Origin of the sequence: Agathobaculum faecis (assembly GCF_014287995.1) — a bacterium.
GTDB classification, from domain to species: domain Bacteria; phylum Bacillota; class Clostridia; order Oscillospirales; family Butyricicoccaceae; genus Agathobaculum; species Agathobaculum ammoniilyticum.
On record NZ_JACOPL010000016.1, the window covers coordinates 12,473 to 25,520 of the forward strand.

Sequence of the window (13,048 nt, forward strand, 5' to 3'; positions counted from 1 at the left end):
CTTTCGGGACGGCGATCCCGCACAGATGAGAGGGCGGCCCGGCCCATTTGCGGCGTTGGTGTTGTTCGCTCGTTTCCCAATGGAGAAAGTCACAGCGCACCCGCCGCCCGGCTCCCCGCACTATGCCCGGGGCCGCTCCTGTTCATCAGTGCTGAGAAGAAAACCTCCTCTCATAAACCGAGACATTTTTTCATCATTTCCAAGTGGGGAAAATGAAAAAATCAAAAAGTTTTTTTCATGCGCTCAAGGCCACGCTTGATGGACTGGCGGACAGACTCCTCATGTACACCCTCGGCCTCGGCAATTTCCTTGATGCTCTTTCCAAGAATGATGTGGGCATCAATCCTGCGGCCCTGGATCTCCGGCAAAGAGTTGAGTGCGTTCCATAGGCGGCAGAACATTTCCATGCGCTCCAGAAGCTCCTGGGGCGTTGGCTCATGCAGGCAGGCGGAATATTCGATCCCGTCATCGCAGTCCAGAGAATATTGCGCCTTATGCTGGGAGAGCCGCCGCTGGTAGGCCATTTCGTGCCGGGCATCGGACACAAACACTTCGGCTACCTCGTCAGAAACTTCGATAAACTGATCCTGTGTGTACCAATAATAAAAATCCTTCAGATTGATTGTAGTCATAAATAAACCTCCGTTTCGGTGTTGGGTGGATGAGTGACCGAAACGGGGCCCGGTGGGGAGCGGCATCCTGGGGAGCCGCCCCGCACCTCGGGACAATTTGTCTCGAAGTACGCAAAAGCGCCCGGGCGGCATGAAGCCACACGGACGCATGAAGTTACATATTCGTTTTTGTTCTGTCTAATTTCATATTCATAACCAGACTGTCCCGGAGGGGGAGCTACGCTTTTTTTAGCTGGTGTAGATCATGTGTACTGTGAAAAAAGACAAAAATAGACACGGCGGCAATCCTCCTATATGCCGCCGTGGATTTACACGGTGTTAGGTCGTCGTTGGTTTAGGATAGACGAAAAGAAACGGCGGCTCTGAAAATCAAAGCCGCCGCTTCATGGGCGCGTGAAAATGTGTCTGCTGTACGACGGCTTTTTTTCTTTTGCCGTCGTGCGGCAGAATGTTATTCAATATTCAATTCAATGTTTCCAGTAAAGTCCTCACACTCAATGCCGATATAATTTCCACCATCAGGAAGTGTAATTGTGTCACTATAAGTTCCGGCTGTTTCAATCAAAGTGACTGCTTCATCAGATCCAGAAATCCAAAATACTTTTGCAGTACCTTCCATAACCTCCAAAGTGCAGTCAATAGACAGCTCCTTACCGGCTTCTCTTTTTATGGAAGTTCCTCCAAACAAATACTCTGTATCTGAAAAATTCTCATAATCAGCCGTATAAGTTCCCGTATAATCATCGATCCCTTTTTCTTTTGTTCCTTCCAAAGATAACTTTCCTGTAAGCTCTATGGATCCAGCCGACTGAACGATATTATTATAATGATCGAGAATTTCATCTTTTGAACAGCCAGAAAGCATAAAACTTCCCAAAAGGACAAATGCCAATGCTAAAACTATTTTCTTCATAAAATCATCACCAGCCTTTCTTTGGTGCTACCTTTTTGGCCTTTTTCTTTGTTTGGGTTGCTTCTCGCTCTTTCATGCACAAAATCAAGATGGCAGAAATAACGACAGCAAGCACAAGACTGCAAGAACAGGTTCCGATATTCCAGTTGACTGCGGTATCATAGCTACGGTAGCCTACCATTCCGAGACTTGCGGTAATCGGATAAAGGTTTGCTAATGTCATATTTCCTGCGGCAAACATCCCTCCATATCCATAGACAAAAGCAATGATTACACCGACTAAAAAGCTACCTGCCCTCCGACAAGTAAGAGCGATAATCGGCAGAACCGCAAGATATAAAAAGAAATTAACCGCAGTAATCTGCAAGGTTGCTTTTAGAGCTAAGGAAATCTCAAAGCCGGGAAATCCCACAATCATTTCTGCTATGATTGTAAACAGACTGCATATCAGCCCGAAAATAATAGACAATACGCCGCACACAATCAATTTTCCGGTCAACAGTTTCTTAAAAGAGATCGGCACAGTCAGAATATTTTTCAATGTGTCATCCGCCTGCTCACGAGTAATCATATATCCAGCAATTAGGCTGATACACATCGGAAAAATCATGGACATATTGTTTTTGATGACCTGTTCTGTAAGATAGGCGAAATCCCAAACGGAACCATCATTCGCCATAGAGGTAAACAAGGTCAGCAGGACGGATAGGAGCATAAGTGCAACGCCCGCCCAAAGGATATGATACCTTTTCAATTTATAAAATTCTGTTTTTACAATGCGAACCATGTTTATTCCCCCCTCTGCTTATATAATCTGTCAATCAGTAAGAACGAAACTAATGCCATGATCCCAAGAATGAATACAACTTGAAATGTTGAAGGAATTAGCCCTGTCATTTGCTCCAAGTCCATTTTTATTCCATGAGCCGCCATATCTCCTGCACTCCAAAAAGTAGTCAGTGGCGTGGGCAGAAGCCATAACATAGTTTTAGGCAGTGTGTCAAACAATGCCGTAGCACTCATGTTCAGAACACTATAAAAGACACACAGCAAAATGGAAAAAACATAGGTTTTACTGAAAAAGACAACAAGAACAATCAACGGGAGTGTTCCTGCCGTAATGAAAATTCCTGTTTCAACCGCTAAAAACAATTTATAGCCTATTCCATAAACTTCTAATGTTCCAAATCCGCAAAGAATTGTTACAATGGTAGAAGCCACACAAAAAACAATTCCAAAGAGAAACAGGACAATAATTTTTGCAAGTACCATTTGCGTGCTGGTTACGGGAATTGTACGCAGATTTTTGAATGTGTCGTTGTCGCGTTCCATAAAAAACAGGATAGCGGCAATCACACCGATAATGCAGGGCAGTAAAAACTGGATACCATATCCCAACACCATGTTAAATAGTCCGTCGAAAGCATCTGCCTGATCCGTATATCGCTCCATCATAGAGGGCGTTGTCATCAGATAAGTCAGCGGGATTGGAAACAGGAAAGCAGCCAGAATAATCAGCGGAATAAATTTCTTCCGTTTCAATTTCAAAAATTCGCATTTGATTAGTTTAAGCAATTCCTTCGCCTCCTGTCACACGCTTGAAGTAATCTTCAAGACTTTCTTCACAAGTATGCGCCTCCGATACCTCCAATCCGTTTTCTACAAAGGCAGTTACAATTTTCCCCACAGGCAGATCAAGGTTGTGCAAGCGCAGATTGTGGTCGTCCTGTATGGAAAAATGGTTTTCATGGAAAATGCGTTCCAAAATTCTTGCCGCCTGCGCAGTATCAGAGAGTGTAAACCGGATATGCTTACTGCTTTTTTGTTCCAGCTCAGCAAGGCTTTCTTCTTCCAGCAATGCGCCGTGGTCGATAATTCCAATATCGTCAGCCAGCAGGGAAATCTCCGAAAGAATGTGACTGGAAATCAAAATGGTTTTTCCTCTTGCATCGCAAAGCTCCCGAATAAAGGATCGTACTTCTGCAATACCGATGGGATCGAGACCGTTGATCGGCTCATCCAAAATCAAAAGTTCCGGATCGTGCATAACGGCAAGGGCGATGGCAAGCCGCTGCTTCATACCAAGAGAATACTGAGAAAAGAGCTTTTTATCTTTGTAGGGCAGTCCTACCAGATCAAGAGCGTCTTTGATGGCATGATTGTTGGGTACGCCCCGCAGGGTGGCAAAGATACGCAGGTTCTCTGTGCCAGTCAGATTGGGATAAAATCCGGGGGACTCTATCAGGCTGCCGATACGGGGCAGCAATTTCTTTTCATTCCCCTGCAAGGGCTTTCCCCAGATTTTGACCTCTCCGGAAGTCGGCTTCGTTAAGCCAAGCAGCATTTTCATGGTAGTGGTTTTTCCGGCTCCGTTTCTGCCCAGCAGACCGTAAATTCTCCCACGCTTCACATGGATATTTAAGTCAGCCACACTCTTTTGTGAGCCGTATTGCTTCGTCAGATTTTTTGTTTCAATGATTGTATTGATGTCCATATTCAAAACCTCCTGTTCTGTAAGGTATTCTATCATGCCAACCTTGCATTAACCTTGCCGCAACCTTGCATTAACCTTGCAATTTGAAATCCGGCAAAATGACAAAGGCTCCCGCCATAAAGACGGGAACCCGCTTAAATCTCCAAAGGAAAAAGCAACATAAATTCAGTCCCTTTTCCCGGTACGCTTTCAACTGTTATGCTTCCACCCATCTTTTCTACAAGCTGGCGGACAATAGAAAGACCAAGACCGCTGCCTTTCTCAGAGCGTCCTTTATCACACTTATAAAGCCGTTCAAATATGTGTTTCAAATCTTCTTTCTCAATTCCCACTCCATTGTCTGCCAGCAACAATTCCATGTTATTTTCCTTCTTTGACAGGACAATTTTGATTTTGTCCGCATGACTGTGAGCAATTACATTTTGAATGAGATTATTGATGATCCTCATATAGCTGTCCATATCCAATCTTACCCGGACAGGCTGTTCAGGAATATCAATGTCATAATCAACCTGTTTATCCTCAAAAATCGGTATCCAGTCGATCAGGATATTTCTTGTCAGTTCTGCGGCCTCAACGCTCTGGATCTCCAAAGCAAACTCGTTGGAATTTAACTTGAACCAGTCAAATAGCACATCAATATATTCTTTCAGATCATGGGCTTTCCGGCGGGCGGTTTCAATATAATCATCCCTGTCTTTTCCTGTGACCAGTCCTTTGTGTGCAGCGTCAAGATACCCAATCAGAGTTGTAAGGGGCGTCCGAACATCATGGGAAAGGCTCGTCATAAGCTGGCGGTTGGTTTCTTCTGTCTGCCGTACAGTTGAAAGTCTGCTTTCATAGGACACAACAATCTCATTGATTTCATAGGCAAGAGGCGCTGTCAGTTCATTTGTTGCAGACAAAATACGCCGGTTGCCATTTCCGTTTTTCACATCAACCAGTGAATCGGTCATTTCTGCGATTTGCTTTTTTACGCGCCGAATGAGAATGATGGAAGTCAGCACAGCCACAACAGCAATCATAATGGACAAGAAAACGATGATTTCCATACTGGCTACACCTCCTTGTTAAAGCGGTAGCCAATCCCTTTGACCGTTTGGATATACTTTGGGCTTGAAGGATTGACTTCTAATTTTTTACGAAGCCGGCTGATAATCGCCATAATGTTACTGTCATCATAGAAATATTCTTCGCCCCAAACTTCCTCATAAATCTGCTGTTTTGTCAAAATTTTTCCTTGATGCTTTGCACAGTACAGGAGCAAATCAAATTCCTTTGGTGGAAGTTCAAAAGTGCCATTTTCCGTCGTAACAGAACGATTTTCAAGGTCAATTTGCAATCCATCAAAATCCAGTTTTTGCACAGCTCCGGCTTGATGATTAAAGCGGGTGTAGCGGCGAATGAGGGACACAATACGGGCAATCAGTTCGTCCATATCAAACGGTTTTGTCAGATAATCGTCCGCCCCAGCCCGTAAGCCCCGCACTTTAGAAATGCTGTCATTTTTGGATGTAAACATCAAAATCGGCAGGCTGTTCTCTTTGCGGATTTCTTCCAGTGTTTCGAAGCCATCCATACCAGGCATCATCACATCCAGAACCACAAGCTGATACTCCTGCTCTTTTAATTTCTGCAAGCCCTCTTTTCCGGTATTACAAAAATCAGCTTCAATATGTTCCGATTGTACGCTGCGTTTAATCAAGGCACACAGTTCTCTGTCATCATCTATAATTAAAATTTTATTCATGGCGCAGCTCCTTCCCTTGTTTTGTCCGGCCATCAATCGGCTTCTCCGCAGTTTTAGGAATCAGCCAAACACCAGCCATTTTCACAGCGCCGGGGATACGCCCTCCGGCGCAATAATAATTTACCCTACGAGGTGTTACGCCCCATTTCTCGGCGGCCTCTTTCAATGTCATATAGTCCATTTCGCACCTCCACAGGATATATTATAGTTCTCTAGTTCGAATAATACAAGTTAGAGCCTACACGAATGCGAAATAAAATACTACTTAATGTAAAATTTCATTACATTCTCATAATCTAACACGAAATGTAAAATGATATAGAGTGATATGAGAATGAACCAAGATGAAAGAAGGTTTGACTTTCACGGCCTCGGGGCGGCACTCAAAAGAGCCAGAGAAGAAAAGGGCTGGACACAAGCCTATGTTGCGGAATTAGTAGACCGTGACTCCCGTACCATTATGAATATTGAGAACAAAGGTCAATATCCCAGCTTCGACCTTTTTGTTAAACTCATTACCATGTTTGATGTATCAGTTGACCAGTTTATTCATGCGGACGGAGGGGCAAGGTCAAGCTCTTGCAGAAAGCACATTGATGTGCTTCTAAATTCCATGAATGAAAAAGAACTTGTCGTGATAGAAGCCACAGCCGAGGGCATTAAGAAAGCCAGAGAAACGGAGGATGCGTAAGAAAGCGTGACCTCCGTTTTTTTGCGCCATGTAGCGGAAGCGCACGAAACGGCAAGCAATTCGGGTGTGGCCACACTCCGAAATTTTTGCTGGCCACAGGCCCGCAAAAATGCTTGTTGGGGAGCTCCCCAAACCCGCTGAACTTTGGGACAAATTGTCCCAAAGTCCCGGCGCTATGCGCCTGTTGTCTGCGGCCTGTCGCTATCGCTCCTGGGCCTTATTTTCCCGCCCGTCCGTCACGCCGAGCAGATGATCAATGTTCGCTTTGACCGCCACAGCCTGCCGCATATCCGCCTGGGCCTTGCGGTATTCCGCATAGAGGGCTTTTTTCTTTCCCGCCAATTCCTGGCGGGACTTTTTCATATCCGCCATCTTTGGCAGTTTTGCACCATCCAAAAGCTCATTCATAGTGGCCCGGGCCGCCCGGTAAGCGGCAAGCTCCGCCTCATGCTCCGACAGATATTTTTTACTGTACCGGGCCGCCTTGTAACCGTCAAATACAGGCCGGGTTTTTGCGTAGTCCACAGTAGCCGCCATGAGCCCGGAGGTCTTTTCCAGCTCCGCCTCCGTTTGCCGCAATTCCTCGGACAGCGTGTGAAAACGCTCTACTACCTTTTCTGTACTGGCCGCCAGCGCCTCATAGTCCATCAAATTATTTTCCCGCAGGTACTGGAGCGCAGCAGCCATCTGTTTCAGATTGTAAACTTTGGCCCAACGTTCATAGGCCGGGCCCTTGTCCTGTGCCATGCGCTCTTGAATGTCTATAATCAGATTAACACGCCGGGCAGGAGCCGGGGCCTCCTGCGGGAGCTCTGGGATCGGACGCTCCCCGGCAATCACAGCCCGGATGTCCTCGGGATCAAAACCATCCCCGAGGGTAGATGCCCGCAGGCGGGTGGGCTTATCCTGCCCGGGAGCAAGTAAGGAGATCACACCGCCACGGCCATGCTTTACTGCAAAGCCGGACTCCTCCATAAGCCTCAGAAACGCCGGAAAATCGGCGGGCTGTTTTTGCAGGGACTCCACGATGGCCAGCCGCACCCGCTGTTTTGCAGAGGGCGGCTTTTCCCCAATCCACTGGCCATAATGGAGATACCGGCCCTTGCTGTGCTGTTTTGGATTTTGGATCACAGAGAGGTCATGCTCAATGCACACTCGGTCAGAGAGCCGCCGCAGGGCAAAGCTGGAGCCGATAAAATTATGGAACTTCCGGGAGCGGTCAAAGGCCGTTGAATTAAAATAAATGTGATTGTGGAGGTGGCCCTTGTCTGTGTGGGTGCAGACAAAAAACTGATACTTTCCCTTCGTCCAGCGCATGGCTGTTTCATAGCCAATCTGGTTGGCCTCCTCCGCTGTCACTTCGCCGGGCGGGAACGCCTGCCGGATTTGAAAAAACAGGGCTCCACGCTCTACGACCCGGCCTGTTTCCGCCTGGTACTGGATCTTTACCAGCAGAAACTCAGCGGGAGCCGTGGCCGGATCGCAGAGGTATGAGGACAGGGCTCCCAGCTTTTTCGGATTAAGCCCATAGTCAAAGCGTTCCTCCATTGTCTGGACAGCGCCTTTCCCAGCCGCCACCTTGCAGGGCCGGATATAAGTTGTAGCCGTGAGCACACCTCCTTCCAAAAGAAAACGGCGGCTGTCCAGCCAGCCACCGAAAATAATGTTATAGAGATAGTTTTGAAAGAAATCCTTTTAAGATACCGTTCCACTCATCTAATCTTGAAACACATTTAAGTAATGAATTTTTATAAATTGCTTCGTCAATGCCTAAAACTTCAAACATTATCCTTCGGTATAACAAATTCATTTTAAGCATATAGAGAACAGACTCGTTACCGTTGAAAAACACCCCTTTTTGTTCACGCTTGATGTGCATTATTCTAACTCTACTATTAACCATTGCAAATAAAAAGCGTTCATAATCACTTGCCAATTCACTACCGAAAATATCCGCTCCATATTTTGTTATCAACGCATCTAAACAGTTTTTTAGTGATGCTCCACGAGGCCCTGGAGTAAGAGAAGAAAAAAATTTAGTATGCTCTTTAACCACTTCAATAAGAGGTTCAGCTAATTCAATTAAAAATGCACATTTAACATCTACCGTTATTTTGCTGTTGCTCAAGAAGTAAAGATATACTTGATGTACTAAATCCAGTTCAACAAGTAATTGTTCCCACTTGGAATACAATTCCGCCGTAAGAATGGTATCAAATTCCAACAGCTTATCGACTTTGTAATTGCAGAAATCAGCCGATGAAAAATAGGATAATCTGCCCTTGATTAAATTGTTTTGAAAAGAGGTCAACTGCTTTTCATTAGCTGTATCAGACTCAGACAGTTTTAGCTCTGATAAAGGAATAAATACTCCTTCTAATAGCATTAAGAGCCTTTCAATGCGTGTAAGGATTGCATATAAATCAAATGCTGATGTATCCCTATCTGATGTTATCGCAATCATTCTAAAACCACATTGTTCAATTTTTATATGAAATTTCTGCTCATCAGTTGTATCAAACTCAACAATATGAGGCCCACCAAGTAGCAATTTGTCTCCTTGAAAGATCGCTGTTAAAGATCTGCATTTTATAATCTGCTCCATTTTCTTTCCCCTTAAACTGGCTCAATATTAAGAAACCAAATGAACTTTTTTCAAAATATATCATGCTGAAGTTATTTAGTCCATACTACTTTGGGACAAATTGTCCCGAAGTAGTGAAAACCGGGGAGCGGCATACGCCACTCCCCGGCAGGATCAGAGCTCCACCAATGCGGAGAGCTTTTTCAGCAGATCGGACAGCGGCCCCACAGGGCGGCATAGTCCCGTTGCAGAGCGGCGATCTCCTCGGGGTAAATCCCGCCGTAGGTGTTGGCCTGGATCGCCACTTGATTGAGATTGTTTGAGCACCGCCGCTGGAGCGATACCAGCTCCCGGACGGGCGAGAGGTCAACATGGAGCACATAGCCATTGAGGGCCATTTTCCGCATATAGGCCCCCATATTGCGGATGCCCGCCTCGGCCATGCGCTGTTGAATAAGGGCCTGCTCCTCCTCGGACACCATCACATGGAGATGGATCGGGCGGCGGCGTTTCTTTGTCATCGCTCCTCCCGTTCCCGGCTCCGGCGCTTGTGGGGCGGTTCCTTAACCTTATCCAGCTCCTTTTCCTCCGGGGGTGGGGCCTGGTTATTGAGAACACCGTCCAGCATATTGTAATTGTGCTCGGTGGCGATCTCCGCACTTTTCATCGGGTTATATCTTTCTTCCATACAAATCCTCCTATCGGTCGCCCCGGTCGGGGGCCTTTTTCTTGTGAACAGGATCGCCTCGGCTGGCCTCAGCCAGAGCTCCGGCCTCTTTCATCTGCTGGACAATCGAGAGTGGCCTGTCATCGTTTTTTCGGGATAATTCAGAAATGACGAGGGCGGGCCGGAGCTCATAGTCAGACGCCTCCTTTTCGGTCAGCGGTCTTGTATAAGTCAGATGCCCCCATGCCAGAAATGCGCCGCCCTCCACTGGGATGCGGCGGTCATAGTTGACGATCTCATCTGGGGCATTGTGGGACGGTTTTGGGAATGTCCCGATGTCCACAGGCCGCTGGGTAGAGTAATACTTGTAAAGGCCAGGGGCCTCGGTCTGCACGATCCCCACATGGTAAAGCCGCTGATAGTCCTTTATCCGGTCTGAAAAATCCTGTTCCATAGCGGCCAGCTCGTTGCCGTAATGTCCCCATTCATACTGCCGCTGGCCGTTCTTATCATCGTAACAGGCCCATGTGACATAGGGGGATGGAGCTGTGGGATGATGCCCCAGCGCAAAGCCCCTGCCATTTTCCAGCATCACAGCCTTCAAAATGGAATAGCCTTGATTTTTGTCCACAAATACACCTCCTTCATCGTGTCATATCCTTTTCCGTTTTCCGAGCAAAGGGCTGGATCTGGTAAGGGCTCTGCCCATCCTCCGGGCGTAAAAACTCCATCCGGCCCGCCGCATAGATGGCATTTTTCGTAAGCTGTCTCTGCCATGCCCCCTGGCTGGGAGCCCACTTGAAACCGTTGCTTTTCAGTTCCCGCCGCTGTTCCTCCGAGGGCTTTTCCTCAAAAAAGAGCTGCAAGCGGTTTTCTCCTTCGTTGATTTCCGCCCGCCCTCTGGGAAAGGCCCAGCCCGCATATTCCGACTGACTTTTCAAATCCTCAATGCGCTGGCGTGTGCGGCGGATGTTGGCGTTGGTGTTGGTAAGCAGATAGGACGGATAGGGTACGGGATTTTTGCGCCAGTCGGATGCCATAGAGGACTGGAGCTTTCCGATTTCCTCGGCGGACAGGACGGGACAGCCCTCCAGCGTTTTATGCTTGCGGTAGTAGGCATTGACGGTTTTCATTTCCTCCTGCATGGCCTCCAGCCCTGCCAGCTTTGACTCCAGCTTTTCCACAGCCCGGTCATCGTCTGCGCTGATCCCGCCCATACCCGTTGAGCGCACCTTATCCAGCAGACCCTCGATCTGCATATATTCGCCCATGTTCTTATCCCGGGCGGCGTTCTGCTTTTCCTTTTTCCGCACCGGGAAGTTGGAGCCCCCGGCGATGAGGATGGAGGGTACACGGGCGTCTATGAGATTGCTCTGGTTGATGTTCTCCGCCAGCTTGCGGGCATAGCGGTCTATGAGCCCGTCAATCTTTTCGTGGTACATGGGATCGACACGCCCTTTCTGCTGTTCCCCGAGGGCATAGGCACGATCCACCATTTCACGGTAAGCGGCGGTGGCGGAGCCGGGAACATAGTCGGAAAAGCTGTTGGCGTTTTTAGCACGCCGGGCGGCCTCCTCATTGATGGGGTAATATTTCGGCATAATTCCTCCTCTCAGAAAGCAGGAACTTCGGGACAAATTGTCCCAAAGTCCCGCTGTATGGATGTTGACAGCATCGGGGCAAACGGGGCCAGACCGTAGAATGATACGGCAGACCAACGAAACGGCCCCGGAAAGCCTTGCTATAAGCGGGTTTTGCAGGCCCTAATTGTCAACGGATGCACCCCGCTTTTTCCGCATATATTCCCGTTGCTGGCGGCGGTGGGCTTTCTTTGCACAGGCCGCCGAGCAGTACGCCTGCCACCTGTCCGGGGGAACAGGCCCGCCGCATACCGGGCATATCTTAAAATCCGGCCTTTGGCCCTCGCTCATAAGGGCCACTTCCAGCGCCGGATCAAGGGGCAGAACGGACTCCCGGAAATAGCGGCAGTATGATCCCGTCCAGCATTTACCCAGCATATAGCAATCGCTGTCCAGCGGCAGGCATCCGTATTCCCGGTCATAGTTGGCGCACCATGTTACCACAAGAGAGCGGATTGCTGTCTTTTCCTTGCGTGTCAGTTCACGGGACAATCCATCACCTCCCACCAGCCGGGGCCTTCAAAAGCTCCTTGTAGCAGGACACGCATCCGATGCCCCGCCAGAAAGAACAGCCGCAGCAGGCCGAGCCCTGAGGCGGCTTTCTCACCGCCGGGGTCTGGGGACGGGGTTTTTCTTTCATCATTCGTTCAAAGGGACTGCTGGTAAAATTCATCTGATTTCCTCCTTTTCTTCGGTTTCGTCCTCCTCGTCCCACGGGGGGCCGTCATCTTCAAACTCGTCATAGTCTGGGTACTCCCCGCCATCGTCCTCCTTGGGCTGGTCAGCCTGCTGGTGCTTCGGACGGTAAATCTTGAAATACCATGCGACCCCGCCGCCGATACCCATGACAGCCAGCACCAAAAGGATCATCCCGGCGTTGCCCGGCTTCTCGGGTTCCGGCTCAGGCTCCGGGGCAGGCTCGGGCTCAGGCTCTGCGCCTACGCATTTCCCCATATTGACAGAGCATACCGGGCAGTCGGTATTGACAGCCCCCGCCGCACATTTCTCCGGACAGGAGCAGACCGCCTGCTCCACGCCAGCGGCCTCGGCTGCGGCCAGCAGATCCCCCTCATCCACAACGCTGAAAAAGTAGGTTTCATACTGCTCGCCTTCCTCGTCCACAGGCTTGTCATAATCAATGACAATGTAAAAGGTATTGCCTTTGCTGGTCTGGACGGTAATAAACTGCTTGTTGGTGTGCTCGTCATAGAGCAGATCACGGGTTACAAGGTTTCCTTCCTCAGAAAAGCCCTCGCCCGGCGTGATGGTCGGCTCCGGCTCTGGGGCCGGGGTTTCCATTGTGGGATCGCCGTAGTCCTCGCCCTCGCCGCCGCCTGCGTAGGCATAGGCGGGAACGCTAAAGCCGCATAACAAAACAGCGGCACAAAGCGCCGCTGTCAAAACTCGAAACCGTTTCATATTCAGTTTTCCTCCTTTTCCTCATCCTCGGACTTCGGGACACTTTGTCCCAAAGCCCCGCCGCCTTTCAGCTTTTCAAACAGCAGGGGCAGCTCCGCAAGAGGGATGCTCATGCCACGCACGATGTCCACGATCTCACTGTTTTCCGCCTCCAGCTTTTTCTGCTCCAGCTCCTTGAGCCGGGCCTGCTGTTCGCTGATTTTGGCCTTGACCTTATCAATCTCGGCCTGGATTTTCATGCTTTTTGCCGTTGCCATA

The 13,048-nt window shown here is 48.6% G+C and carries 17 protein-coding genes and 1 pseudogene; 1 reads left to right on the forward strand and 17 read right to left on the reverse strand.

All coding sequences use genetic code 11. The features are described 5' to 3' along the window. Nucleotides 1-221: 221 nt before the first annotated feature. The 8 genes from H8S45_RS13425 to H8S45_RS13460 form a co-directional block, all read right to left on the reverse strand. Nucleotides 222-632, reverse strand: coding sequence for an RNA polymerase sigma factor (locus H8S45_RS13425; protein WP_147574569.1), 411 nt, complete (start codon nucleotides 630-632; stop codon nucleotides 222-224). 451 nt (nucleotides 633-1,083) lie between these two features. After that, complete coding sequence (locus H8S45_RS13430) at nucleotides 1,084-1,545, reverse strand: hypothetical protein (protein WP_054328125.1); 462 nt, start codon at nucleotides 1,543-1,545, stop codon at nucleotides 1,084-1,086. Between the two features lie 7 nt (nucleotides 1,546-1,552). Next, nucleotides 1,553-2,332, reverse strand: coding sequence for an ABC transporter permease (locus tag H8S45_RS13435; protein ID WP_054328124.1), 780 nt, complete (start codon nucleotides 2,330-2,332; stop codon nucleotides 1,553-1,555). Between the two features lie 2 nt (nucleotides 2,333-2,334). Then, the gene (locus H8S45_RS13440; protein WP_054328123.1) at nucleotides 2,335-3,120 is read right to left on the reverse strand and encodes an ABC transporter permease; all 786 of its coding nucleotides are present in this window, start codon (nucleotides 3,118-3,120) and stop codon (nucleotides 2,335-2,337) included. Then, complete coding sequence (locus H8S45_RS13445; RefSeq protein ID WP_147574568.1) at nucleotides 3,113-4,039, reverse strand: ABC transporter ATP-binding protein; 927 nt, start codon at nucleotides 4,037-4,039, stop codon at nucleotides 3,113-3,115. Before H8S45_RS13445 ends, H8S45_RS13440 begins: the two co-directional genes overlap by 8 nt. A gap of 134 nt (nucleotides 4,040-4,173) precedes the next feature. Then, a complete protein-coding gene (locus tag H8S45_RS13450; protein ID WP_054328122.1) occupies nucleotides 4,174-5,091 on the reverse strand; it encodes a sensor histidine kinase in 918 nt (305 codons plus the stop codon). Between the two features lie 5 nt (nucleotides 5,092-5,096). Continuing rightward, nucleotides 5,097-5,789 (reverse strand): response regulator transcription factor, encoded by a 693-nt coding sequence (locus H8S45_RS13455; RefSeq protein WP_054328121.1) that lies wholly within the window; start codon nucleotides 5,787-5,789, stop codon nucleotides 5,097-5,099. Then, nucleotides 5,782-5,970: a helix-turn-helix domain-containing protein gene (locus tag H8S45_RS13460; protein WP_054328120.1), complete on the reverse strand. Its 189-nt coding sequence runs from the start codon at nucleotides 5,968-5,970 to the stop codon at nucleotides 5,782-5,784. Before H8S45_RS13460 ends, H8S45_RS13455 begins: the two co-directional genes overlap by 8 nt. 147 nt (nucleotides 5,971-6,117) lie before the next feature. Here H8S45_RS13460 and H8S45_RS13465 point away from each other — a divergent pair, with 147 nt between their 5' ends. Further along, complete coding sequence (locus H8S45_RS13465) at nucleotides 6,118-6,480, forward strand: helix-turn-helix transcriptional regulator (RefSeq protein ID WP_174887867.1); 363 nt, start codon at nucleotides 6,118-6,120, stop codon at nucleotides 6,478-6,480. A 201-nt stretch (nucleotides 6,481-6,681) separates the two neighbouring features. Here the strand turns inward: H8S45_RS13465 and H8S45_RS13470 are convergent, their stop codons facing one another. The 9 genes and pseudogenes from H8S45_RS13470 to H8S45_RS13510 all read right to left on the reverse strand — a co-directional run bounded on the left by H8S45_RS13470 (nucleotide 6,682) and on the right by H8S45_RS13510 (nucleotide 13,047). Beyond that, a complete protein-coding gene (locus H8S45_RS13470; RefSeq protein ID WP_147574573.1) occupies nucleotides 6,682-8,028 on the reverse strand; it encodes a relaxase/mobilization nuclease domain-containing protein in 1,347 nt (448 codons plus the stop codon). Between the two features lie 118 nt (nucleotides 8,029-8,146). Continuing rightward, a complete protein-coding gene (locus H8S45_RS13475; protein WP_054328118.1) occupies nucleotides 8,147-9,085 on the reverse strand; it encodes a hypothetical protein in 939 nt (312 codons plus the stop codon). Between the two features lie 153 nt (nucleotides 9,086-9,238). Further along, nucleotides 9,239-9,585 (reverse strand): annotated as a pseudogene (locus H8S45_RS13480) (plasmid mobilization protein). After that, nucleotides 9,582-9,752: a DUF4316 domain-containing protein gene (locus H8S45_RS13485; protein WP_005933602.1), complete on the reverse strand. Its 171-nt coding sequence runs from the start codon at nucleotides 9,750-9,752 to the stop codon at nucleotides 9,582-9,584. Before H8S45_RS13485 ends, H8S45_RS13480 begins: the two are co-directional and overlap by 4 nt. Before the next feature lie 10 nt (nucleotides 9,753-9,762). After that, a complete protein-coding gene (locus H8S45_RS13490) occupies nucleotides 9,763-10,362 on the reverse strand; it encodes a defense against restriction DarA-related protein (protein WP_054328117.1) in 600 nt (199 codons plus the stop codon). Nucleotides 10,363-10,375: 13 nt separating this feature from the next. Continuing rightward, nucleotides 10,376-11,332 carry a hypothetical protein gene (locus H8S45_RS13495; RefSeq protein ID WP_147574566.1) on the reverse strand — a complete coding sequence of 319 codons (957 nt, stop codon included), beginning with the start codon at nucleotides 11,330-11,332 and terminating at the stop codon, nucleotides 10,376-10,378. A gap of 162 nt (nucleotides 11,333-11,494) precedes the next feature. Next, the gene (locus H8S45_RS13500) at nucleotides 11,495-11,878 is read right to left on the reverse strand and encodes a cysteine-rich VLP protein (RefSeq protein ID WP_456236944.1); all 384 of its coding nucleotides are present in this window, start codon (nucleotides 11,876-11,878) and stop codon (nucleotides 11,495-11,497) included. Between the two features lie 162 nt (nucleotides 11,879-12,040). Continuing rightward, nucleotides 12,041-12,790, reverse strand: coding sequence for a DUF4366 domain-containing protein (locus H8S45_RS13505; protein ID WP_054328115.1), 750 nt, complete (start codon nucleotides 12,788-12,790; stop codon nucleotides 12,041-12,043). 2 nt (nucleotides 12,791-12,792) lie between these two features. Continuing rightward, nucleotides 12,793-13,047: a DUF4315 family protein gene (locus H8S45_RS13510; protein ID WP_054328114.1), complete on the reverse strand. Its 255-nt coding sequence runs from the start codon at nucleotides 13,045-13,047 to the stop codon at nucleotides 12,793-12,795. Nucleotide 13,048: the final 1 nt, after the last annotated feature.